This is a genomic window from Pseudomonas baltica (assembly GCF_031880315.1).
Classification (GTDB): Bacteria; Pseudomonadota; Gammaproteobacteria; order Pseudomonadales; family Pseudomonadaceae; genus Aquipseudomonas.
Genome location: NZ_CP134771.1, coordinates 3916532 through 3940238, shown reverse-complemented (window position 1 = coordinate 3940238; position 23707 = coordinate 3916532). Strand labels below are relative to the sequence as shown.

Genomic DNA, 23707 nt, shown 5'->3' with positions numbered 1-23707 from the left:
GTTTACCGAGCAGGCAAAGGTCTGTATATGTATAGACAAATACCCCGATGAGCGCCTGACCATGCCGGTTTACTTCGCCGAACGTGCCCTTTTGCCTGACGGCTGGGCGAGCAATGTCCGCTTGCAAGTCGACACCCAAGGCGTGTTGAGCACGGTGCAGGCCGATGCCAGCGCAGAGGGCGCACAGCGCTTGCGCGGGCCGCTGCTGGCGGGCATGCCCAACCTGCACTCCCATGCCTTTCAGCGCGCCATGGCCGGGCTGGCGGAAGTGGCGGGCAACCCCAACGACAGCTTCTGGACCTGGCGCGATTTGATGTATCGCCTGGTCGGGCAGATCAGCCCCGAGCAACTGGGCGTGATCGCGCGGCAGCTGTACATCGAGATGCTCAAGGCGGGCTATACCAGCGTCGCCGAGTTTCACTATGTGCATCACGACACCGATGGCCGCCCCTATGCCGACCCCACCGAGCTGGCCGGGCGCATCAGCCAGGCCGCCAGCGCCGCCGGGATCGGCCTGACCTTGCTGCCGGTGCTGTACAGCCACTCCGGCTTCGGCGGCCAGACACCCAACGACGGCCAACGGCGCTTCATCAACAATACCGAGCAGTACCTGAGCCTGCAGCAACGCTTGGCGCCCTTGCTGGCGCAGCAGCCGGCACAAACCCTCGGGCTGTGCTTTCACTCCTTGCGCGCGGTAACGCCGCAGCAGATCGAACAGGTGCTGGCAGCCAGCGACAAACAGTGCCCGGTGCACATCCACATCGCCGAGCAACAGAAGGAAGTCGACGACTGCCTGGCCTGGAGTGGGCGCCGACCGCTGCAGTGGCTGTACGAGAACGTCGCCGTCGATCCACGCTGGTGCCTGGTGCATGCCACCCACGCCGATGCCGGCGAAGTCAGCCAGATGGCGCGCAGCGGCGCCGTTGCGGGGCTATGCCTGACCACCGAGGCCAACCTGGGCGACGGCATCTTCCCGGCCGTGGACTACCTGGCCCAAGGCGGGCGCATGGGTATCGGCTCGGACAGCCACGTGTCGTTGAGCGTGGTCGAGGAGTTGCGCTGGCTGGAGTACGGGCAGCGCTTGCGCGATCAGCGACGTAATCGCCTGTATGGCGCACAGCAACCGATGGTCGGCCGCACACTGTACGACGCGGCGCTCAAGGGTGGCGCTCAGGCGATGGGGCAGCCTGTCGGTGCCCTGGCACCGGGGCATCGGGCCGACTGGCTGGTGCTGGATGGCGACGATCCTTACCTGGCCACCGCCAGCGGGGATGGCGTGCTCAACCGCTGGCTGTTCGCCGGCGGTGATCGCCAGGTACGGGATGTGATGGTCAACGGCCGCTGGGTGGTGCAGGACGGTCGGCATGCCGACGAGGCCGAGAGCAGCCGGGCGTTCGTCAAGGTGCTGCGCGAGTTGTTGGGGTGAACATCCCACTGTAGCGAGGGGCTTGCCCCCTCGCCACAAGGACGATTCAAGGCTTGCTGGCAATATCCTTGTCCGCCGTACGCCAGATCAGCCGAGTGGTGTCATACCCCTGCTGCTGCGCCTTGGCCAGCAGCTCTTCGCGCACGTGCTCGGACACCGTCGGCGTACGCGACAGCAGCCACAGATACTTGCGATCCGGGTTGCCGACCACTGCGGTCTTGTAGCCGTCGCCCACGTACAGCACCCAGTAATCGCCCTTGGCGACGCCCGGCAGCAGCTTCGAGAACCAGTTATCGAACACGACCCACAGCTTGTCGGTCTTGCCCGGCACTTGCGGCGACGCGGTGCCGGTCGCCTCCTCCCATTCGCCCGAAGCCGTCCGACAACGGTTCACGACGCCAACGTTGCCATCGGCCTTGAGGCTGTAATGCGCTTCGGACTGCGCGCAGTTACGCTGAAAGAACATCGGCAGGCGCGCGATCTCGTACCAGGTGCCCTGATAGCGCTTGAGGTCGAGATTGCCCACGGTATGAGGCTGCAGGTCGGTAGTAGCGGTGTGCGCGCAACCGGCCATGAGCAAGACGGTCAGCGCAGCCAAGGCCGCAGAGCACATCAGCGTCAAACGTTTCATTTCAAGCCCTGCCCCGAATAGATCACTACTTTGTCACCGGCATACTGAACACTGATAAAGGCGTCCTTGTTGCCCCAGGTGCAGCTGGACATGCCCAGTGCACCCGAGCAATCGGTGGCAGTGCCGAGCAACTGTTCGACCTCGGCCTTGCTCATGCCGGCGTGAATCTTCGAGTAATTCTCCTGATTGATCTTGTTGCAGGCCGTCAACAACACGCACAACGACAACAGCGCGAGGGAACGCAAGGACATGGGTAGTGCTCCTGGACAGGGACGATCGCCGAGCGATCAGACTGCTGGTTAGAAGAGCAAAGTATGACCGGGTTCCGGCGTGGTGCGGGTTTCTTTGTGGGACGGGCCTCTGAATCATCGCGAGCCGGGCCGGCCTCTTCGGGCAAGCCTTGCTCCCACAGGGTTGGCAGTTCTTGAGTCGTACACCTGTGGGAGCAAGGCTTGCCCGCGAAGAGGCCAGCGGCCACACCGTTGGGCGACTGACTGCCCAGTCCGATTAATCTTTTGCCCAACGCCGCCGACATCCCGTGCACGGTGTCCGTCCGAGAGACACTTCCGAACAAAACCCTTGCGATTGCACCCATGACCAGAACCCTGAAATTCAGCCACAAAATCCTCATCGCCGCGGCGTTGATCGTTGCCTTGGCATTTGCCGGTTTCATCCTGTTCAACGACTACCGGCAACGCCAGACCCTGCACGCCAACACCGAGTCGTCGATGCAAGAGCTCGGCACCTTGACCACCAGCAACATCCAGACCTGGCTCGAAAGCCGCATTCAGTTGCTGCAGTCCATGGGCCAGCAGGTCGCGGTCGATGGCAACAGTAGCGACAGCCTCAAGCGCATCGTCGGCCTGCCCGCCTATGCCAGCAACTTCCAGCTCAGCTACTTCGGCGGCCAGGATGGCGTGATGTTCTCGGTGCCGGCGGGCAATCGTCCGGCCGACTACGACCCGCGCGCCCGTGGCTGGTACAAGGCCGCCAGCGCTGCCCAACAGACCGTGGTGACCGAACCCTACATCGCTGCCTCGTCGGGCAAGCTGGTAGTCACCATCGCCTCGCCGGTCCAGCACAATGGCGCCTTCCTCGGCGTCGCCGGCGCGGACATCGACCTGACCAGCATCAGCGACATCATCAACTCGCTGAACTTCAATGGTCACGGCCACGCGTTCATCGTCAGCAGTGCCGGCAAGATCCTCGTCCATCCGGACGCCAAGCTGGTGCTCAAGTCCTTGGCCGACGCCTACCCCAACGGCGCCCCCGTGATCAGCACCGGGCTCAAGGAAGTGCAGGCCGACGGCAAGACGCAGTTCATCTCCTTCACGCCGGTCAAGGGCATCCCCTCGGCCAACTGGTACGTGGCGCTGGTACTGGACCGCGACGCCGCCTACTCGATGCTCAGCGATTTTCGCACTTCAGCGTTGGTGGCGACTGTGATCGCCATGGTGATCATCATCGCCCTGCTGGGGCTGCTGATCCGCGTGTTGATGGAACCCCTGCACGTGATGGGCCGCGCCATGCATGACATCGCCGAGGGCCAGGGCGACCTGACCAAGCGCCTGACCATCCACGCCCAGGACGAGTTCGGCACCTTGGGGACCTCGTTCAACCGCTTTGTCGAGCGTATCCATGAATCGATCCGCGAGGTGTCGTCGGCCACCGTGCAGGTCGGCGAAGTCGCGCTACGGGTAGTGAGCGCGTCCAACGCCTCGATGAGCAACTCCGACCAGCAGGCCAACCGCACCAACAGCGTGGCTGCGGCAATCAACGAACTCGGCGCCGCCGCTCAGGAAATCGCGCAAAATGCCGCGCTGGCCTCCCAGCACTCCAGTGATGCGCGCACCCTGGCCACCGAAGGGCAACAGGTGGTCGACAAGACCATCGCGGTGATGGGCCAGCTGTCCAACCGCATCAGCGCTTCGTGCGCCAACATCGAGACACTGAACGCCAGCACCGTGAACATCGGCCAGATTCTCGAAGTGATCAGCGGGATCTCCCAGCAAACCAACCTGCTGGCCCTCAACGCAGCCATCGAGGCCGCCCGAGCCGGTGAAGCCGGGCGCGGCTTTGCCGTGGTGGCCGACGAGGTACGCAATCTGGCGCACCGCACTCAGGATTCGGCGCAGCAGGTGCAAAAGATCATCGAAGAGTTGCAAGTGGGCGCGCGCGAAGCGGTGGGCACCATGAACGAGAGCCAGGTGCAGAGCGAACAGAGCATGACCATCGCCAACCAGGCCGGCGAACGGTTGGGCAGCGTGACGCAACGCATTGGGGAAATCGACGGGATGAATCAGTCGGTGGCCACGGCGACCGAGGAGCAGACCGCGGTGGTGGAGGCGATCAACGTCGACATTACCGAGATCAATACCCTGAACCAGGAAGGTGTGGAAAACCTGCAGTCGACGCTGCGGGCGTGCAATGACCTGGAAAGCCAGGTCACGCGCTTGAAGCATCTGGTGGGCAGCTTCAGGATCTGAAGCAACCTCCCTGTAGCGAGTGGGCGAGCCCCCCTCGCTACAGGGGTATCGCTTAACCTGCTTTGTGGTAACTGGTCACACGCTCGACTTCTTCCTTAGAGCCCAGGTACACCGCCACGCGCTGGTGCAGACCTTCAGGCTGGATATCGAGAATGCGCCGGTGGCCGTCAGTGGACGCGCCGCCGGCCTGCTCGACCAGGAACGACATCGGGTTGGCTTCGTACATCAAGCGCAGCTTGCCCGGTTTGGACGGCTCGCGGCTGTCGCGCGGGTACATGAACAAGCCACCGCGGGTCAGGATGCGGTGCACGTCGGCGACCATCGCGGCCACCCAGCGCATGTTGTAGTTCTTTTTCAGCGGCCCTTCTTCGCCTGCCAGCAATTCGTCGACATAACGCTGCACCGGCGCTTCCCAATGGCGCTGGTTCGACGAGTTGATGGCGAACTCCTGAGTGGACTCGGGAATGGTGATGTCTTCGTGAGTGAGCACGAAGCTGCCCATCTCGCGGTCCAGAGTGAAGCCCTTGACGCCATTGCCCAGCGTCAGCACCAGCATGGTCTGCGGGCCGTAGATCGCGTAACCGGCGGCGACCTGCTCGGTACCCGGCTGCAGGAAGGCCTTTTCGTTGAGGGCTTCGTTCTGGCTCAGGTATTCGTTGGGGCAACGCAGCACCGAGAAAATGGTGCCGACCGGAGCGTTGATGTCGATGTTCGACGAGCCGTCCAGCGGGTCGAACACCAGCAGGTACGCGCCCTTCGGGTATTTGCCCGGGATCTGGTAGGCGTTGTCCATTTCTTCGGACGCCATACCGGCCAGGTGACCGCCCCATTCGTTGGCTTCGAGCAGGATGTCGTTGGACAGCACGTCCAGCTTCTTCTGCACTTCGCCCTGGACGTTTTCAGTGCCCATGCTGCCCAGCACACCACCCAGCGCGCCCTTGGACACGGCGTGGCTGATTTCCTTGCAAGCACGCGCCACCACTTCGATCAGGAAGCGCAGATCGGCAGGGGTATTGTTGCTGCGGGTCTGCTCAATCAAATAGCGACTTAAAGTAACGCGGGACATGGAAGGCTCCGGTGGGTAGGGGTGAAAAACTCGCGCAGTTTACACTGGTGCGCCAAACGCACGCGAGCCGTCGAGAAGGGATACGGCAATGAGACCGGTTACGGGGTGCAAGGTTCACCGGTCACAGCAGTTGTAGTACGTCCTACGACGGCTTTGCAAGCAAGCTGCGGGCCATGGCTGCCAGCATCGCGACGCCCAGCAGCAGCACGGCGATCAGCGCGATCCGTTTCCAGTCGGTTGCAGGCGCTGGCGCCACATCGTTGCCGCCGGCGATCATCGGCGTACCTGCCAGCCGCGCCACGCCCAACTCGCTCAGGGGCTTGGGGTTGGCCGCCAGCAGGATGTTCAACGGCAGACTGGCCGGTTGCGCCAGAGCATTGCCGATCGCCAGGGTAAAGGGCGCCTTGCCCCGTGCCAGGAATACCACTTCGGTGGCGCGCACGGCCACCCTCAGCGTCGGCGTCTCAGTGCCCAGGCCGCCTCCGCGCTCGTCGACCTTGATCTGCACCTCGCGCAACGGCTCACCCGCCATCGGCATTTCGTCCTCGACGCTCTCCTGCGCGCCCTGGCTGAGGCGATAGAACAACCCCGAGCGCAACCGCCGCCAAGGCTCTGTCGGCCCACCGCGCCCCGACACCACCACCGGCGCCAGCGTGTTGGGTTGCACCAGATCCAGCTTCAGCCGTTCCACCGCCAGTTGCGCCGGCAGCCGCCACACATACTCGCCCGTCTGGCCCGTGGCGCTACCTGCCAGCGGCGCGCTCCAATTGAGGGCGGGCGCCAGTGCGCGGACCTCGCTGCTGAGCACCTGCACCACGCTAAGCGTCGGCGCAGTGACCGGGCTCTGCCACAGCAGCCGCAAATAACGCGCCTGGCGCCCCGGCAAGGTCACCTCGTGCTGCTCGACGCGCTCGTTGGCGAACGACAACCGCGCTACCTGACCCTCACCCCAGGGCTGCCAATGCTGCAGATCGTCACTGGCCTCGATACTGAAACGCTGAAAGCCATCCTGCTCGTCCGCCCAGTTCAGGGCCAGACGCGTGAGGGGCTGGGCGATGGCGCTGGTGTCGATCAGCCAACCGCGTAGTACCTGCTTGCCCGCATCTGCCGGCTTGGCCGAGAGCACATCGACCACAGCGCCAGCCTGGCCCAGCTGCACCTTGACGCTAGGGGCGCTGCCGAGCGCCTCGCGGCTGTCGTAGAGAGGAAACCACTGCACGGTGTTTTCCTGGGAGCGCGATTGCGCCGTCGGCTGCTGGCGGAACAGCGCAAAGGCCTGCGGCTCGCCGCCCGCATCGAAAACACGCAGGTCTTCGGTGTCGGACCGCCGCGCACTGAGCTGCAGCGCCAAGGGTAATTCAAGCCGGTACCAAGGCCCCTCGCCACTGAGGCCGAGCGGCACCTGCACGCTGAAATCAGCCGCCTTGGGGCTGTCCTGGCCCACATCCGCAACGGCTTGCAGGCTCATCCAGGCTGCCATCAGGCCGCCCATCAGCCTCCACCACTTCACGCCCATGCCTGCACTCAATTTTGCTGCCCCTTGTGTGCACTCTCACGCGTGACTGGCGGCGCAAAATAACCGATCACCAACAGCAGAGCGCCTACGCCGATAAACGAAATGATCCGCGCCAGGCCGCCCTGGTTGCCCAGCTCGACCAGGAACAATTTGGCCACCACCACGGCGATCAATGCGGCACCGACTAGCCAGATACTGCGCCGCTGCCGTCGCGAGCCATGGACCATCAGCGCGAGCGCGATCACCGTCCACAGAATCGACAGCGCAGCCTGCGCGCGCATCGACTCCAGCAGCGCAGAGGCATCGTAGGGCACCCCGGCCCAATGGTGCACGGCGCGCATGACAGCCGCAGTGGCGAAGGCAAATGCCGAGGCACCCAGCAACCACTGCCAGCGCGGTGCCAAGCGTTGCTGCGCTTGCCCCGCGCGGCTCCAGCGCAGCAGCGCCAGCAACGCAAACAGCAGTGCCAACTCCAGCGGATTGATGATCGGCACATACGGCAACGGTCGCGCCGCGCCATCGCTGAACAGGTTGGCCAGCCAGAACCACACCAGCAGCACCGCGGCCACGGGCCAGGCCGCCAGCCAGCGATAGGTGCGCGGCAACGCCGAAACCGGCCATGGCCATGGGCGCTGCGCCGCCATCGCCAGCAGATACAGGCTCGGCGCCAACGCCCAGCCCAACCAGCGCCAGGCATTGTGTTGATCGGCAAGCACCAGCAGCGCCCCGCGCATTTGCAACGCCACTACCACGATCAGCACCCAGCAACCGAGCACATGGGCGCCCTGCTCGGCCCAGCCGCGCAATAAAGGCTGCAAACGCCGCAAGCTGAAAAAATGCGCCCCGAATACCAACACCCAGACCACCAGCCCCAACATCCCGGTAACGAGGGGGCTTGCCCCCGATGACGACACCCCGTCGACTGCCAGGTAAAGGGCCGCCACCGGCATCAACACCAGACACACATGCGCCAACGCCGGCCAACGCAAGCGCGGCGCCAGCACCGCGCCCAAGGCCACGCTCAGCGCGAGGACCACCAGCGTCAGCGCGCTCTGCCACCAGACCGGCGCAGTGCGCAGGATCTCGCTGCTGAACCCCAGCCACCACCACAGCGCCCCCCAGGCCAGCAGACCGTGGCGCACTCGACGCCAGTCGACGTTGCCAGCCAGTGCCTGGCGATGGACCGCCCAGGCCGCCAGCATCGCGGCCAGTGCCAGGCTCGACGCCGCCCAGAAATCCCCTCGGGCGAACGGTGCCGAGCCATCACTGATCACATCCCCCCACAGGCCTTGGCCGAACAACAGCAACAGGCCGCCGGCAAACATCTGGATCAGGCATCCGCACAGCAATACGCTACCTGTGGCGTAAACGAGGGTGCGTGGGCTGGCATTCGCGGGCAGAGCAAGCTCCCACTGGCTTGTGGAGGGCAGCGGGATTTGGCGCTGCGCCAGATGCAGGGCTGCCAATACCGTCAGCAGGCCGCTGAACGCCCATCCGACCACAGTGCCCTGATAGTCGAAGCTCAACGGCGAGATCAGATAGATAAAGCCCAGCCCCATACAGGCCCACAGGGGCAGAGCGTAACGCTCCCCGTTGCGCACCTGCCCGTCGGCCGCGCGGTGCAAGCGATAGAAATTGAACAGCAGTGCACAACCCAGCAGAAGCGCGCCCAGCACCGAACCGTCGAACAGGCTTCGCCCGCCGAAATCCAGGGTCAGCAAATAGGCGATGGTCGCGCCCAATTGCAGCAACATCGCGAAGCAGCGCATCGACAAACGCTGCTGACGCAAGCCCAACCACAACAGCCCGCCGCCTTCCACCGCCCAAGCCGCAGAGGTCCAGGTGTTATCCACCGCCAAGGGAATGGCCAGGCTGGCGAAGATCACGCCGATCGCCAGGCAGGTGTCGATCAACAGCCGCAGCGTCACGCCGTCACGACGACGCAGGACCCAAGCCAGGCCGAGGTACAAGGCGCCCAGGGCCAAGGCGCTGAATGCGATCGCCAGGTCGAAGTCCTTGACCAATACGCATTGCAAGCCGAATGCGGCCAAGGGCGGCCCGAACAACAGGCTGCCATCGACGTAGTAACCATCGAAACGACTGCCCTGCCGGGTGCCCTCGAGCAGGCGCTGGCGAGCGAACAAAAGGCCAACGGCCAGGTACATGCAGAAGAACAACAGCAGGAAGGCCTCGGTGCTCCAGAACAGCGCCGGTTGATAACTGCGCATGCCCCACGCAAAACCGATGGCGAAGGTGCCGGTGAAACCGATCAGGTTCAACGGCCGCCAGGCCTTGAACCAGGCGATACCGAGAATGCCGCAGTCGAGGATCGCGAAATAGGTGAACAGGCCGACATGGCTGCCGCCGCCGGACGACGCCAGGATCGGCGCGGCAAACCCTCCCAGGGCTGCGACACAGGCCAGCGACATGGCGTTCTGCAGCACCGCCAGGACGCCGGACAGCACGACAATGCCGACCATCAGTGCCATGCCCAGCAACGGCGCGAGCAGATGATCAAGGGTCATCGCAGCGAAGATCGTCAGGTACAGCACCGCCACGCCGGCACCTTGCAGGATCAAGCCGTATTGGGGTCGCGTCGGGAAGAGTCGCCAGCCAAGGATCAGCAACAGCAGCGCGACCAGGGCCACGGCGATGTAGCGCGCTTCGACGGGGATCGAATAAGTTTCGCTGGCATAGCGCAACAGGAAGGCCAGGCCGATGAACAGCAGCACCACGCCGACGCGCAGCACGGTGTTGCCGCCCAGTAGCCATTGGCGCGCGCTGACGATGGCCTTGGCGAACAGGCCTGGAGCCTGGGGAGCGCGAGGCTTGGCGGATTTCGCCGGCTCGGCCGGAGCGCTGGACGCATACCAGCCGCTGTCACTGAGCTCGTCCGGCAGCTCGGCGTCGGTAGGCGACCAGGATGGCGGCGCCTGCGTCGGTGGCGGCGTTACAGTCGCTACCACCGGGGCCACGACCGCTTGCTGCACGGCCTCGCTCGCCGCTTGCGGATGGGCCTCGAGCCGCTGCAGCCGAGTCGTGACATCCTCAAGGGCGGTGCGCATCGACGCCAGCAAGGCCCGCTGCGTGCGCGTTTCATAGCCCAGTTTGACCAAGCGTATGGCCTGCCCCGCCGCCAGCCCGGTCAATGCCCCCAGCAGCGCCGAAGTGAAGGAGGCTTCAACCCCCAAGCCGACCAGCAGCCCGATGAACATCAAGATCAACTGCATACGCTATCCCTGAATGGCCTGCTTGATCTGAATTTCCGAGATGCGCCGCCTGCACCGACCTCTTCGCCGTCAGAGTCACCATCAACATCTGCAGCCCGCGCACAAATCGCCGGGCAGTATACAGACAAGGCCCCGCAATTGCGGGGCCTTGGCAGACTTCTCTTCACTCAGTTCACTTCAACGCTTTCCAGATCTCGGTCGCGTATTCGCGGATCGTGCGGTCCGACGAGAACCAGCCCATGCGCGCGGTGTTGAGTACCGCCGAACGCCACCACTGGGTCGGGTTGTGCCACAGGTCTTCGACCTTCTTCTGCGCATCCCAGTACGAGTCGAAATCGGCGCACAGCAGGAAGCGGTCGTAATTGACCAGCGAGTCCACCAACCCCACATAGCGCTGCGGATCATCCGGCGAGAACACGCCGCCGCGGATCGCTTGCAACACATCGTCCAACCGACGCGAGCCGCTCACCACCGAATGCGCACTGAAGTCGCCATGCTGCTTGTGCTCTTCGACCTGCTGCGAAGTCAGGCCGAAGATGAACATGTGCTCGGCACCCACGTACTCGCACATCTCCACGTTGGCGCCGTCCATGGTGCCGATCGTCAGCGCGCCGTTGAGGCCGAACTTCATGTTGCTGGTACCCGACGCCTCGTAACCGGCGGTAGATATCTGCTCGGACAAGTCAGCTGCAGGAATGATGCTCTCGGCCAGGGTCACGTTGTAGTTGGGCAGGAACACCACCTTGAGCAAGCCGCGCACGGTCGGGTCGTTGTTGACCGTCCGGGCGATGTCGTTGGTGAGTTTGATGATCAGCTTGGCCTGGTGATAGCTGGCCGCCGCCTTGCCGGAGAAGATCTTGACCCGCGGCACCCAGTTGGTGCCCGGCTCGGCACGGATGGCCTGGTACAGCGCCACGGTGTGCAGCAGGTTCAGCAACTGGCGCTTGTACTCATGGATACGCTTGACCTGAACGTCGAACAACGCCTCGGGATTGACGGCGATGCCCAGGCGCTCATGGATGATGCGCGCGAGTTTTTTCTTGCTGACCAGGCGCTGCTCGGCGAAGGCCTTGCGAAACTCGGGCTTCTCGGCGAAGGGTTCCAGGGCGGTCAGGCCGGTCTCGGCGGTGTCCAGAATCTGCGGGCCCAGTGCTTCTATCAGCATGGCCGTCAGTTGCGGGTTGGACTGGTACAGCCAGCGGCGGAAGGTGATGCCGTTGGTCTTGTTGTTGATACGGTCGGGGTACAGCTTGTGGAGTTCGGAGAACACCGTGCTTTTCATCAGCTCGGTGTGCAGCCCGGACACGCCATTGATGCTGTGCGAGCCGAGGAACGCCAGGTTGCCCATGCGCACGCGACGGCCGTTGTCTTCCTGGATCAGCGAGACCTCGCGCAGCACGTCGAAGTCGACGATGCCTTTGGCCCGCAAGTCGTCGATGTGGTAGGCGTTGATCAGGTAGATGATCTGCATATGGCGCGGCAGCAGGCGCTCCATCAGGCCCACCGGCCAGGTTTCCAGCGCTTCGGGCAGCAGCGTGTGGTTGGTGTAGGCCAGGGTGGCGACGGTGATCCGCCAGGCCGCATCCCACGGCACGTTGTGCTGATCGACCAGCAGGCGCATCAGCTCGGCCACCGCGATCGAGGGATGGGTATCGTTGAGCTGGATGGCCGCGGAATCCGCCAGATTGAGCAGCGTGTCATGCATGTTCAGGTGGCGGCGCATCAAGTCCTGCAGCGACGCCGAGACGAAGAAGTACTCCTGACGCAGGCGCAGCTCCTGGCCGGCTTCGGTGCTGTCCGCAGGATAAAGTACGCGGGAGATGCTCTCGGCCCGGGCCACTTCGGCAACGGCGCCCAGGTGGTCACCGGCGTTGAACCGCTCCAGGTGCAACTCCTCCATCGCCCGCGCCCGCCATAGGCGCAGAGTGTTGACGCTGGCGCCCTTCCAACCGACCACCGGGGTGTCGTAGGCAACGGCGCGCACGGTTTCGCCAGGCCACCAGACTTGCTTGGATTGACCGGCCGCATCCGGCACGGTCTCGACGTGGCCGCCAAAGCTGATCGGGTAGATCACCTCAGGACGTTCGAACTCCCAAGGGTTGCCGAAATCCAGCCAGTTTTCGGTCTGCTCTTGCTGCCAGCCGTCAACGATGGCCTGGCGGAACAAACCGTGCTCGTAACGAATACCGTAACCGTGCGCGGCGACGCCCAGGGTCGACATGCTTTCCATGAAGCAGGCCGCCAGGCGCCCGAGGCCGCCGTTGCCCAGGGCCGCATCCGGCTCCAGGCGGCGGATGCGCTCCAGGTCGACGCCGAGTTCGGTCAGCGCTTCACGCGCGATGTCGAGGATGCCCAGGTTGCTGAGGCTGTCGAACAGCAGGCGGCCGATGAGGAATTCGAGGGAGAGGTAATAGACCCGCTTCTGGTTGTTGCGGTAGATCTGCCGGGTGTGGTCCATCCAATGGTCGACCATGTGGTCCCGAGCGGCCAGTGCAATGGCTTCGAACCAGTCGTGGTCGAACGCGTGATCGGGATCCTTGCCCACCGCGTATGTGAGTTTAGCGAGTACAGCAGCCCTAAACTCGGCTACCTCGACCTCTCGTGCGAGCGGTTCCTGAGACATTGGTACGTCCTCGGCAAATGGAAAGTTTTAAACGTGACGATTCCTGAGACTAGACGGTTCGACAGAACACGGGGGTGCCGGTTCGGCTCTTTTTTCAGATTAAAGGTGAAATAATTCGTGGCGCGGTTGTTCACTTTTTCACCAGCGGGCGTATCATCGCGCGCCCGATAGCCTTAGTTACCGACCTGAAGAACCCCTGATGAAATCGAACCTGATCGCCGCCGCCGAGCTGGACCGCCTGGATACCTGGCAGAAATACTCCAGCCATATGTGCGGAGGCTGTATTTCAAGCTGCTGCACCCTGCCGGTGGAAGTCAAGGTCAAGGACCTGGTGCGCCTGGGCCTGGTGGACGAGTTCGAGCTCGGCGACCCGCCGAAGAACATCGCCAAGCGCTTGCAAAAAGATGGGGTGGTGGAGCGCTTCAATCAGAAGTCGGGGATTTTCACCTTGCAGCGCATGAGCAACAACGACTGCTTGTTCCTGGACAAGAAGACGCGTTTTTGCACGGTTTACGAGCAGCGCCCGGATACTTGCCGCAATCACCCGAAGATCGGCCCGCGGCCGGGGTATTGCGCTTATGTTCCCAAGCCGGCGGTTGTGCGCCGCTAAAGGTCAAAAGCTTCGCGGGCAAGCCTTGCTCCCACAGCTGTGCGCCGCGCTTTTGTGGGAGCAAGGCTTGCCCGCGAAGGGGCCCCCTCCGATAACGCATTACTGCAACGGCGACTTGCCGGTTTCCCGCGCCGCGAACAGCGCAACACCAGTCGCGGCCAACGCCACACACAGTCGCTTCCACCGCGCAATCGCTATGCCAGTGGCGCTTAAAGGGTGCGCATGATGGCCCGACGAAAGTCGTCGATATGGTCGTGAATCGCGGTGATGGCAGCGGCGCTGTCGCGCGCCTCCATGGCGTTGAGGATCTGCGTGTGCTCGTGATAGATGCGCTCGCTGTGATGGGCCTCGGACAGGGTCAGGAACCAGAAGCGTGCCTGCTTTTCGTGCAGGTTGCGCAGCAGCTCAGCCAGCACGCGGTTGCGCGCGGCCGCCGAGATCGCCAAGTGGAACTGCAGGTCAAGCTCCATAAGACCGGGTACGTCACGCTTTGCCAGTAGCGCTGGAGTGCGATCGAGAATAGCGCGCATGGCCTTGAAGTCGCTCTCCTGCGCGCGCTCAAGGGCCAGCTTGACGCACAGTTGTTCGTTGCAGACGCGCACCTCAATCATGTCCAGCACGTCATTGAGTGACACGGGCGTCACCATCACGCCTTTGCGCGGCAGAATCGTCACCATGCCGTCGACTTCGAGTCGATGCAGCGCCTGGTGAATCGGCGTGCGGCCCAATCCAAGCAAGTTGATCAGCTGTGTTTCGTTGATCGCTTCGCCCGGTCGCAATTCGCAGGAAATGATCCGCTGTTTGATTTGCCTGTAGGCCAGTTCGCGCAGACTCGCTGCGCTTTTGAGCGGTGCCTCTGCGTAGCCGCCGGCGCCGTCGGTTTCAAATGTAGTCACCCGCAATCACCCTCTTCGATGGCCCTGATATATCACGGTACTACAAACGCCGGAGTTTTTCGTGCCCGGCATTTCGCGCCCTGGGTGCGGGCATTATTTGCACCCTTTCGGCGCATTGGGTAATGAAGTAACGGCTAGATCGCCCCACCAGGACGCACAGATTCTTTTCAACGTATTGAAAATAAACCGGTTTATCCAAGGCATCCGATTATGGCATCCAAAATGCTTGTGAAGAAACAGTGATATATCAGAGTAACTTCAGATAGTTGCTTTCCCCTTTCAGCCACATGTCACGAATCAGGAGCGGAACATGACCACGATGACTTTCCAGGTAGCCGGTCACGGCGAAATGCCGGTCGAGATCGAACAATTGATCATCGCTGGCTGGGCCGGGCGCGACAGTGCCGCGGTCGAGCACCACATCGCTGAACTGGAAGCGATTGGCGTCCGTCGCCCTACACAGATCCCGTGCTTTTATCGGGTGGCCGCCACGTTGTTGAATCCGGCCAGGAGCATTCAGGTGCCCGGCAAGGACTCCTCCGGCGAGACCGAGTTCGTGTTGATCAACAGCCCGGCCGGGTTGTTGGTGGGGCTGGGCTCCGATCACACCGACCGCAAGGTCGAAGCCTATGACGTCACCGTGTCCAAGCAGATGTGCGACAAGCCGATCGCCTCGCAGGCGTGGCGCTATGACGAAGTCGAAGCGCATTGGGATCAACTGGTCATGCGCACCTGGCGGGTGCGAAATGGCGTGCGCGAGCTGTATCAGGAAGGCCCGGTGACCAGCCTGCTGGCGCCCAATACGTTGCTGGGCAAGCTCAACGCTACCGGCGCGCTGCCCCCGGGTACGGCGATGTTCTGCGGCACCCAACCGGTGATCGGCGAGCTGGGCTATGGCGAAGCTTTCGAGATGGAACTCGCCGACCCGGTGCTGCAACGCAGCCTGCGTCACGATTATCACGTTGAGCCCTTGAGCGTCGCGGAGTAGCCCCGGATGAACTCGATCAGTGCATTGGCCGACGATCTGGCCACCGGCAAGACCACCAGTGAACATCTGGTCAGCGAGGCGCTGGAGCGCATCGAACACCATCGCCATCAGGGTGGCTGTGCCTATATCAGCGTCGACGCCGAAGCGGCATTGAAGGCCGCCCGTTCGAGTGACCTGGCCCGCGCTGCCGGCTATGTGCCCTCGCCGCTGGCCGGGCTGCCAGTGTCGATCAAGGACCTGTTCGACGTCAGCGGTCAGATCACCGCTGCGGGCTCCCGGGTACTGGTCCATAGCGCTCCCGCGCGCCAGGATGCCCCCGTGGTCGCGCGCTTGCGGGCTGCCGGGGCAGTGCTGCTGGGCCGCACCAACATGAGCGAGTTCGCCTTCTCGGGGCTTGGCCTCAACCCCCACTACGGAACGCCGGTCAGCCCTGCGGCCCCGGATCGTATCGCCGGAGGCTCGAGCTCGGGCGCGGCGGTGAGTGTCGCACTGGACATGGCCGTGGCGGGCCTGGGCACCGACACCGGTGGTTCGCTGCGTATTCCGGCGGCGTTCTGCGGCCTGGTCGGTTTCAAGCCGAGCGCCTCGCGGGTGCCGTTGGCCGGTGCTCTGCCGCTGGCCGGCAGCCTTGATTCGATCGGCGCCCTGACCCGCAACGTCGATGACTGCGCGCTGCTCGATCAACTGCTGTCCGGCCAACGCCTCGATACCCGCGCGGCGCCGCTGGCCGGTGTGCGCCTGGCCGTGACCCGGGACTTCGTCATGGACGGCATCGACACTCTGGTCGGGAACGCTTTCGAACGCGCGCTCGATCGGCTCAGCGCTGCCGGTGCGACCCTGCGCTGGTTCGACTTTCCAGAGCTGCACGAGCTTCCCGACATCAATGCCGCAGGGGGCCTGACCGCGGCCGAGGCCTGGCATCTGCACAAGACCTGGCTCGAGGGCGAAACCGGTAACCGGTATGACCCCCGAGTCGCCCAGCGCATTCGCCGCGGTGCGCTACTCAGCGCGGCCGAGTATCTGGACTTGCTGGCCCATCGTCGGCGCCTGATTGCAGTGGCAAAAGCGCGGCTCGGTGATGCCGATGCCTGGCTGATGCCCAGCGTCGCCACAGTGGCGCCGCATCTGGCGCCACTTGTGCAGGACGATAGCCAGTTCTTCGCGACCAATGGATTGGTACTGCGCAACACCAGCGTGCTGAATTTTCTCGATGGCTGTGCGCTGAGCCTGCCGTGTCAGGCACCCGGCGAATTGAGCGTAGGCCTGAGCATCGGCGGTTTGAACGGCCAGGATGCACGCGTACTGCAAGTGGCGCGCAGCATCGAGGCGTTGCTGAGCGGTCGCTGATCAAAGACAGGCTGGCACACAGACGGGCCATAGCTCGCCGCCAGCCTGACTGTTTTACTCGGCCCCGGACGGGGTACATCTGCCATCAATGTAACGCTGAAAAACGATGGAGTTGCTCATGAACCACAACACAGCGCTGCCCGCCACGGCGGCACGCTCACGTGAGGCCGGGCTCGATACCCTCGCGACCTACCGCAAGATCGCCTGGCGCCTGCTGCCGTTTCTGGTGTTCCTGTTCATTCTCGCCTGGATCGACCGGGTCAACGTCGGCTTCGCCAAGCTGGCGATGCTCGGCGACCTGGGCTTCAGTGAAGCGGTGTATGGCGTGGGCGCCGGGATCTTCTTCATCGGCTATTTCATCTTCGAAGTACCTAGCAACCTGCTGCTGGAAAAGATCGGTGCGCGCAAGACCCTCGCCCGCATCACCATCCTCTGGGGCCTGACGTCCATGGCCATGGCCTATGTCGAGAGCGCCTGGTCGTTTTATCTGCTGCGCTTTTTGCTGGGCATGTTCGAGGCGGGGTTCTTTCCAGGCATCGTGCTGTACCTGACCTACTGGTTCCCGGCAGCGCAACGGGCAAAGATCAACGGCCTGTTCATGACTTCGTTCGCGATTGCCGGTGTGGTCGGTGGGCCGATCGCAGGCTTGATCATGAGCCGTATGGTCGGCGTCGGCAGCCTGGCCAACTGGCAATGGCTGTTCATTCTGGAGGGTATTCCTTCGGTGTTGGCGGGCTTGGCCATTTTGCGTTACTTGCCGGAAAAACCGATCAATGCGAAGTGGCTGAGCGCCAGCGAACGCGAGCTGGTCAGCAGCACAATCGCCCGCGAAGAGTCGGCGCCGGGCAAACACACGCAGCTGTCGGCGCTGGTGCGCAATCCACGCATCTGGCTGTGCACGGCGGTGTACTTCTGCATCGTCGCCGGCAACGCCACCATCGCGTTCTGGACGCCGTCGGTGATCAAGTCGCTGGGCATCAGCGACACCCTCAACATCGGCCTGCTCTCGGCCATCCCGTTCATCGTCGGCACCTTGGCGATGATCTGGAACGGCCAGCACTCGGACAAGACCGCCGAACGCCGGCTGCACTGTGCCAGTGCCGCGCTGCTGGCGGGGCTGGGATTGATCGCCACGGGCCTGCTGCTCGGCAATGCCACCCTGGCGCTAATGGCCCTGACCGTCGCGGCGGCCGGCATCCTGGCGGCCTTCCCGGTATTCTGGTCGATCCCCAGTGCCTTCCTGGCAGGGACTGCAGCCGCAGGCGGGATTGCGCTGATCAACTGCATCGGCAACCTGGCAGGCTTCGTGGCGCCGTACATGATTGGCTGGTTGCGCACCCTGACCGGCAGCCTGGCGGCTGGCTTGTACTTTGTGGCGGCACTGGAAATCATCGCGGCGCTGCTGGTGTTCTGTTTGCTCAAGGATGGCGGCAAGACGATCCATCGCTAAAAGCTCAACCGCCGAATGCGCACCCTTGCTCCCACAAAAGCACGACGTACCCCTTTGGGCGCAAGGCTTGCACGCGAAGAGGCGCGTAGGACCACCCCAAAACCCGGCCAAAAAAAACGCCCCCCGGCATCGCTGCCGGGGGGCGTTTTCATTCAACCAGACTGCTTATCAGTTCTTGGCTTTCTTGGCAGCGCGGGTACGCTCGCCTTCGTCCAGGATCTTCTTACGCAGACGGATCGACTTAGGCGTGACTTCGCACAGCTCGTCGTCCTGGATGAATTCCAGAGCTTGTTCCAGGGTGAACTTCACCGGTGGAACCAGAGCGATGGTTTCGTCTTTACCCGAAGCACGCATGTTGTCGAGCTTCTTGCCCTTGGTAGGGTTGACGCCCATATCGGTGTCGCGGCTGTTCAAGCCAACGATCTGACCGTTGTAGATCTCCTGACCGTGCTCGACGAACAGCTTGCCGCGCGCCTGCAGGGTTTCCAGGGAGTAGGTCAGAGCCTTGCCGGTCTCTACCGAAACCAGTACGCCGTTCTGACGGCCGGACATGTGGCCCGACTTCATGACGTCGTAGCGATCAAAGATCGAGGTCAGGATGCCAGCACCGTTGGTCAGGGTCAGGAACTGGTTACGGAAACCGATCAGACCACGAGCAGGGATGTTGTATTCCAGACGAACACGGCCTTTGCCATCCGGCACCATGTTGGTCAGGTCGCCCTTACGCAGGCCCATCTCTTCCATGACCTTGCCCTGGGAATCTTCAGGGGTGTCGATGGTGACGTTTTCGAACGGTTCGTGCTTGTTGCCGTCGACGACGCGGATGATCACTTCCGGACGACCGACACCCATTTCGAAGCCTTCGCGACGCATGGTTTCGATCAGTACCGAGAGGTGCAGCTCACCACGGCCCGAGACCTTGAACTTGTCGGCCGAGTCGCCTTCTTCAACGCGCAGAGCAACGTTGTAGAGCAGCTCTTTGTCCAGACGGTCCTTGATGTTACGGCTGGTGACGAACTTGCCTTCTTTACCGCAGAAAGGCGAGTCGTTTACCTGGAAGGTCATGGAAACGGTTGGCTCGTCGACGGTCAACGGCTTCATCGCTTCAACGTTCAGCGGATCGCACAGGGTGTCGGAGATGAACAGCGAGTCCATGCCGCTGATGCAGACGATGTCGCCGGCCGAAGCTTCTTCGACGTCGATACGGTGCAGACCGTGGTGACCCATCAGCTTGAGGATACGACCGTTGCGCTTTTTGCCGTCGGCACCGATGGCCACGACTGGCGTGTTCGGCTTGACGCGGCCACGAGCGATACGGCCAACGCCGATGATGCCCAGGAAGCTGTTGTAGTCCAGTGCCGAGATTTGCATCTGGAACGGACCATCGCGGTCGACTTTCGGCGCTGGTACGTTGTCGACGATCGACTGGTACAGCGGGGTCATGTCTTCAGCCATGTCGGTGTGGTCCAGACCGGCAATGCCGTTCAGGGCCGAGGCGTAGACGACTTTGAAGTCCAGCTGTTCTTCGGTGGCACCGAGGTTGTCGAACAGATCGAAGATCTGGTCCAGAACCCAATCAGGACGCGCGCCTGGACGGTCGACCTTGTTGATGCACACGATCGGACGCAGGCCGGCTTCGAAAGCCTTCTTGGTCACGAAACGGGTTTGCGGCATAGGGCCGTCTTGAGCGTCGACCAGCAGCAGCACGGAGTCGACCATCGACATCACGCGCTCTACTTCACCACCGAAGTCGGCGTGGCCCGGGGTGTCCACGATGTTGATGTGGTAGCCGTTCCAGTTGATGGCGGTGTTTTTCGCCAGAATGGTAATACCGCGCTCTTTTTCCTGGTCGTTGGAGTCCATCACGCGCTCGTCGTTGAGCTCGTTGCGCTCCAGAGTGCCGGACTGACGCAGGAGTTTGTCGACCAGGGTGGTTTTACCATGGTCAACGTGGGCGATGATGGCGATGTTACGTAGATTCTCGATCACTTGTGTGTCTCGTTTAGTGTTCAGTGTGCTGACAGGTCATGGCAGCGATTACAGTAGAGTCCTGACGGCCGTTACAGCCGTAAGGCGGCGTCGGGGGGCCGGTGACGCAGGCCACAGGCAAACAGCCCCGGGCACTTAGCTCGGTCGATAAACGCGCACATTGGCATGCCCCTCACTGAGCAAATGGTGAGCATGCAGGCGACTCATGACGCCTTTGTCGCAATACAGCAGGTACTGGCGAGTGATATCCAGTTCCTTGAAACGGTTGTTCAGGGCATAAAAAGGCAGCGCCTGAACCTCAATGCCGTCCAGCTCGAGCGGCTGGTCTTCCTGGGCATCGGGGTGGCGGATATCGATGACGACCTGGCCCGCCGTGATGTTGGCGACCTCTTCGACATCGATGTCCTGGCCCAACTCGTCGATCACATTATCGATCGACACCAGTCGGGCGCGCTCCAACGCCCGCTCCAGGATGGCCATGTCGAACTTCTGTTCTTCATGAACCACACGCGGCAGCTTGGCGTTGGTGGTGGGGTTGACCGAAATCACCCCACAATATTCCGGCATGTGCCGGGCGAAATCTGCAGTACCAATCTCGACCGCCTGGTCGATGATGTCCTGCTTGTGACTGGCCAGCAGCGGCCGCAACACCAGCATCTCGGTCGCCCGATCGATGGCAGAGAGGTTGGGCAGGGTCTGGCTCGACACCTGGGAAATCGCCTCTCCGGTCACCAGCGCATTGATCTGCAATTGCTCGGCGAAATGCGTGGCTGCGCGCAACATCATACGCTTGAGAATGACGCCCATGTGACTGTTGTCGACTTTTCCGAGAATTTCGCCGACGACTTCCTCGAAAGGAACGCTGATAAAGAGCACCCTATGGGAGCTGCCGTACTTCTTCCAGAGGAAGTGCGCGACCTCCATGACCCCCAATTCGTGGGCCCTGCCGCCCAGATTGAAGAAACAGAAGTGGGTCATCATGCCGCGGCGCATCATCTGATAGGCGGCCACGGTGGAATCGAAGCCGCCGGACATCAGCACCATGGTCTGCTCCAGCGCGCCCAGCGGAAAACCGCCGACGCTATTGTGCTGACCGTGGATGACGAACAGACGCTTGTCGCGAATTTCGAGGCGTACCACCACGTCGGGCTTTTTCAGATCGATACCGGCGGCCCCGCATTCACGGCGCAGCTGGCTGCCGACATGACGCTCGACATCCATCGAGGTGAAACTATGCTTGCCGGCACGCTTGCAGCGGATCGAAAAGATCTTGCCAGGCAGCTGGTCGCCGAAATGGGTCTTGCACTTGGCGACGATGTCGTCGAAATCGCCCAGCGGGTACTCGTTGACATGCAAAAAGTGCGCGATGCCCGGTGTGCAGCTCAGGCGCTCGGTAATTTCACGCAACACCTTCGGGTCTTCCACACGGGTCTCGACTTCGAGATTGTCCCAGACACCGTTGACCACCAGCTGTGGGTCCAGATCGCGGACAACCAGCCGGATGTTGCGCGCCAGCTGGCGAATGAATCGCTTGCGCACAGGCGGGCTTTTGATGGTGATCTCTGGGAAGACTTTTACGATTAGTTTCATGAAAACTGGGCGCGAAGGGTCGGTCTGAAAACAGGGGGGCGGATTATAGCGGAAATTGCTCAAGGTTTAACCAGATATCGTACAAACGGATTTCATCGCACCAAAATAGACCAATCGCAAATTAATGCGCACCATAAAGGTGCCCTGGACTGTATAAAAAACACCCTAAGTACCCTTAAACCTTGAATTTTGGCGTCAAAGCCCATCTCGGGGCACTGGCATGCAAATTGCTCTCTTGTGAGGCAGGTTGCCTTGGCGGACTATTCGCGCCCGGCATCACCAAAATTACAGGGCTAACCACTACCAGCCCTAATCCACCCCGGAGGACAACATGTCGAAGTCGGTTCAACTCATCAAAGATCATGACGTTAAGTGGATTGATCTGCGCTTCACTGACACTAAAGGCAAGCAGCAGCACGTCACCATGCCAGCGCGTGATGCACTGGATGACGACTTCTTCGAAGTCGGCAAGATGTTCGACGGCTCCTCCATTGCTGGCTGGAAAGGCATCGAAGCGTCCGACATGATCCTGCTGCCGGACGACGAAACTGCCGTTCTGGATCCGTTCACCGAAGAACCGACTCTGATCCTCGTCTGCGACGTTATCGAACCGTCGACCATGCAAGGCTACGACCGCGACCCGCGTGCAATCGCTCACCGCGCCGAAGCCTACCTGAAGACCACCGGTATTGGTGACACTGTATTCGTCGGCCCTGAACCAGAATTCTTCATCTTCGACGAAGTGAAATTCAAGTCCGACATCTCCGGCTCCATGTTCAAGATCTTCTCTGAACAAGCCGCCTGGATGACCGACGGCGACGTCGACGGCGGCAACAAAGGCCACCGTCCTGGCATCAAAGGCGGCTACTTCCCGCTGCCACCGGTCGACCACGACCACGAAATCCGTACTGCCATGTGCAACGCACTGGAAGAAATGGGCCAGTTCGTCGAAGTTCACCACCACGAAGTTGCGACCGCCGGCCAGAACGAAATCGGCGTGCGCTTCAACACCCTGGTGAAAAAAGCCGACGAAGTTCAAACCCTGAAGTACTGCGTGCACAACGTTGCCGACGCTTACGGCCGCACCGCTACCTTCATGCCCAAGCCTCTGTACGGCGATAACGGTTCGGGTATGCACGTTCACATGTCCATCTCCAAAGATGGCAAGAACACCTTCGCTGGCGAAGGCTATGCCGGCCTGTCCGACACCGCCCTGTTCTTCATCGGCGGCATCATCAAGCACGGTAAGGCACTGAACGGCTTCACCAACCCGGCTACCAACTCCTACAAGCGTCTGGTACCAGGTTTCGAAGCACCAGTGATGCTGGCCTACTCGGCTCGCAACCGTTCCGCTTCGATCCGCATTCCTTACGTCTCCAGCCCTAAAGGCCGTCGTATCGAAGCACGCTTCCCGGATCCGGCTGCCAACCCGTACCTGGCATTCGCAGCACTGCTGATGGCCGGCCTGGACGGTATCCAGAACAAGATCCACCCTGGCGATGCAGCCGACAAGAACCTGTATGACCTGCCGCCAGAAGAAGCAGCAGAGATCCCACAAGTTTGCGGCAGCCTGAAAGAAGCACTGGAAGAACTGGACAAAGGCCGCGCGTTCCTGACCAAGGGCGGCGTGTTCAGCGACGACTTCATCGATGCCTACATCGAGCTGAAGAGCGAAGAAGAAATCAAGGTCCGCACTTTCGTGCACCCTCTGGAATACGACCTGTACTACAGCGTCTAAACCCAGCTTGATTTGAAAAAGGCCACCTTCGGGTGGCTTTTTTTATGGGCGCCAGCCGCAAACATCCTGCACAAGTCTCGTGCCGATCAGGGCTTGCCGCTCTCCCGCCACTTGCCGACAA

General features: G+C 62.1%; 16 protein-coding genes and 1 pseudogene. 8 read left to right on the top strand and 9 right to left on the bottom strand.

Features of this window, described 5'->3' with window-relative positions; translation table 11 throughout:
• The first annotated feature begins 61 nt into the window (after positions 1-61).
• On the top strand, positions 62-1426 hold the full coding sequence (locus tag REH34_RS17690) for a formimidoylglutamate deiminase (RefSeq protein WP_311968625.1): 1365 nt from the start codon (positions 62-64) through the stop codon (positions 1424-1426).
• 46 nt (positions 1427-1472) lie between these two features.
• Here the strand turns inward: REH34_RS17690 and REH34_RS17685 are convergent, their stop codons facing one another.
• Both REH34_RS17685 and REH34_RS17680 read right to left on the bottom strand, forming a co-directional pair.
• Positions 1473-2057: a lipocalin family protein gene (locus REH34_RS17685; RefSeq protein WP_409373149.1), complete on the bottom strand. Its 585-nt coding sequence runs from the start codon at positions 2055-2057 to the stop codon at positions 1473-1475.
• A complete protein-coding gene (locus REH34_RS17680; RefSeq protein ID WP_226504162.1) occupies positions 2054-2308 on the bottom strand; it encodes an outer membrane protein assembly factor BamE in 255 nt (84 codons plus the stop codon). Before REH34_RS17680 ends, REH34_RS17685 begins: the two co-directional genes overlap by 4 nt.
• A 342-nt stretch (positions 2309-2650) precedes the next feature.
• Here REH34_RS17680 and REH34_RS30235 point away from each other — a divergent pair.
• Together REH34_RS30235 and REH34_RS30230 are read left to right on the top strand one after the other, a co-directional pair.
• Positions 2651-3688: pseudogene (locus REH34_RS30235) on the top strand (cache domain-containing protein); the annotation flags it as partial.
• Between the two features lie 90 nt (positions 3689-3778).
• Positions 3779-4543, top strand: coding sequence for a methyl-accepting chemotaxis protein (locus REH34_RS30230; protein ID WP_409373332.1), 765 nt, complete (start codon positions 3779-3781; stop codon positions 4541-4543).
• Between the two features lie 52 nt (positions 4544-4595).
• On the opposite strand, the gene REH34_RS17670 is transcribed toward REH34_RS30230, so the two are convergent.
• The 4 genes from REH34_RS17670 to REH34_RS17655 form a co-directional block, all read right to left on the bottom strand.
• Entirely contained in the window at positions 4596-5609 is a 1014-nt protein-coding gene (locus REH34_RS17670; RefSeq protein ID WP_226504160.1) for a class 1 fructose-bisphosphatase, read from the bottom strand.
• Between the two features lie 142 nt (positions 5610-5751).
• Entirely contained in the window at positions 5752-7125 is a 1374-nt protein-coding gene (locus tag REH34_RS17665) for a DUF3999 domain-containing protein (RefSeq protein WP_311968623.1), read from the bottom strand.
• A gap of 8 nt (positions 7126-7133) precedes the next feature.
• Positions 7134-10355, bottom strand: coding sequence for a DUF2339 domain-containing protein (locus REH34_RS17660; RefSeq protein ID WP_311968622.1), 3222 nt, complete (start codon positions 10353-10355; stop codon positions 7134-7136).
• A gap of 172 nt (positions 10356-10527) precedes the next feature.
• On the bottom strand, positions 10528-12978 hold the full coding sequence (locus REH34_RS17655) for a glycogen/starch/alpha-glucan phosphorylase (RefSeq protein ID WP_311968621.1): 2451 nt from the start codon (positions 12976-12978) through the stop codon (positions 10528-10530).
• 199 nt (positions 12979-13177) lie between these two features.
• Here REH34_RS17655 and REH34_RS17650 point away from each other — a divergent pair, with 199 nt between their 5' ends.
• Positions 13178-13588 (top strand): YkgJ family cysteine cluster protein, encoded by a 411-nt coding sequence (locus REH34_RS17650; protein WP_226504156.1) that lies wholly within the window; start codon positions 13178-13180, stop codon positions 13586-13588.
• A gap of 209 nt (positions 13589-13797) precedes the next feature.
• On the opposite strand, the gene REH34_RS17645 is transcribed toward REH34_RS17650, so the two are convergent.
• A complete protein-coding gene (locus REH34_RS17645; protein ID WP_311968620.1) occupies positions 13798-14484 on the bottom strand; it encodes a GntR family transcriptional regulator in 687 nt (228 codons plus the stop codon).
• Positions 14485-14794: 310 nt separating this feature from the next.
• Between REH34_RS17645 and REH34_RS17640 the strand changes: the two genes are divergently transcribed.
• From REH34_RS17640 to REH34_RS17630, 3 genes are all read left to right on the top strand, one after another.
• The gene (locus REH34_RS17640) at positions 14795-15472 is read left to right on the top strand and encodes a DUF2848 domain-containing protein (RefSeq protein WP_311968619.1); all 678 of its coding nucleotides are present in this window, start codon (positions 14795-14797) and stop codon (positions 15470-15472) included.
• Positions 15473-15478: 6 nt separating this feature from the next.
• Positions 15479-16819 (top strand): amidase, encoded by a 1341-nt coding sequence (locus REH34_RS17635; protein WP_311968618.1) that lies wholly within the window; start codon positions 15479-15481, stop codon positions 16817-16819.
• Between the two features lie 118 nt (positions 16820-16937).
• Positions 16938-18269, top strand: coding sequence for an MFS transporter (locus tag REH34_RS17630; protein WP_311968617.1), 1332 nt, complete (start codon positions 16938-16940; stop codon positions 18267-18269).
• 168 nt (positions 18270-18437) lie between these two features.
• Here REH34_RS17630 and typA read toward each other — a convergent pair whose 3' ends face one another.
• Positions 18438-20258, bottom strand: coding sequence for a translational GTPase TypA (gene typA / locus REH34_RS17625; protein WP_226504151.1), 1821 nt, complete (start codon positions 20256-20258; stop codon positions 18438-18440).
• A gap of 135 nt (positions 20259-20393) precedes the next feature.
• Positions 20394-21848: a tRNA uracil 4-sulfurtransferase ThiI gene (gene thiI / locus REH34_RS17620; RefSeq protein ID WP_226504150.1), complete on the bottom strand. Its 1455-nt coding sequence runs from the start codon at positions 21846-21848 to the stop codon at positions 20394-20396.
• 331 nt (positions 21849-22179) lie between these two features.
• Between thiI and glnA the strand changes: the two genes are divergently transcribed.
• Entirely contained in the window at positions 22180-23586 is a 1407-nt protein-coding gene (glnA, locus tag REH34_RS17615; RefSeq protein WP_226504149.1) for a glutamate--ammonia ligase, read from the top strand.
• Positions 23587-23707 lie beyond the last annotated feature (121 nt).

What these genes read in the sequence shown, in the direction of transcription:
- REH34_RS17690 (WP_311968625.1), top strand. Translation starts at nt 62, where the DNA reads ATGCCGGTTTACTTCGCCGAACGTGCCCTTTTGCCTGACGGCTGGGCG.
- REH34_RS17685 (WP_409373149.1), bottom strand. Translation starts at nt 2,057, where the DNA reads ATGAAACGTTTGACGCTGATGTGCTCTGCGGCCTTGGCTGCGCTGACC.
- REH34_RS17680 (WP_226504162.1), bottom strand. Translation starts at nt 2,308, where the DNA reads ATGTCCTTGCGTTCCCTCGCGCTGTTGTCGTTGTGCGTGTTGTTGACG.
- REH34_RS30230 (WP_409373332.1), top strand. Translation starts at nt 3,779, where the DNA reads ATGAGCAACTCCGACCAGCAGGCCAACCGCACCAACAGCGTGGCTGCG.
- REH34_RS17670 (WP_226504160.1), bottom strand. Translation starts at nt 5,609, where the DNA reads ATGTCCCGCGTTACTTTAAGTCGCTATTTGATTGAGCAGACCCGCAGC.
- REH34_RS17665 (WP_311968623.1), bottom strand. Translation starts at nt 7,125, where the DNA reads ATGGGCGTGAAGTGGTGGAGGCTGATGGGCGGCCTGATGGCAGCCTGG.
- REH34_RS17660 (WP_311968622.1), bottom strand. Translation starts at nt 10,355, where the DNA reads ATGCAGTTGATCTTGATGTTCATCGGGCTGCTGGTCGGCTTGGGGGTT.
- REH34_RS17655 (WP_311968621.1), bottom strand. Translation starts at nt 12,978, where the DNA reads ATGTCTCAGGAACCGCTCGCACGAGAGGTCGAGGTAGCCGAGTTTAGG.
- REH34_RS17650 (WP_226504156.1), top strand. Translation starts at nt 13,178, where the DNA reads ATGAAATCGAACCTGATCGCCGCCGCCGAGCTGGACCGCCTGGATACC.
- REH34_RS17640 (WP_311968619.1), top strand. Translation starts at nt 14,795, where the DNA reads ATGACCACGATGACTTTCCAGGTAGCCGGTCACGGCGAAATGCCGGTC.
- REH34_RS17635 (WP_311968618.1), top strand. Translation starts at nt 15,479, where the DNA reads ATGAACTCGATCAGTGCATTGGCCGACGATCTGGCCACCGGCAAGACC.
- REH34_RS17630 (WP_311968617.1), top strand. Translation starts at nt 16,938, where the DNA reads ATGAACCACAACACAGCGCTGCCCGCCACGGCGGCACGCTCACGTGAG.
- thiI (WP_226504150.1), bottom strand. Translation starts at nt 21,848, where the DNA reads ATGAAACTAATCGTAAAAGTCTTCCCAGAGATCACCATCAAAAGCCCG.
- glnA (WP_226504149.1), top strand. Translation starts at nt 22,180, where the DNA reads ATGTCGAAGTCGGTTCAACTCATCAAAGATCATGACGTTAAGTGGATT.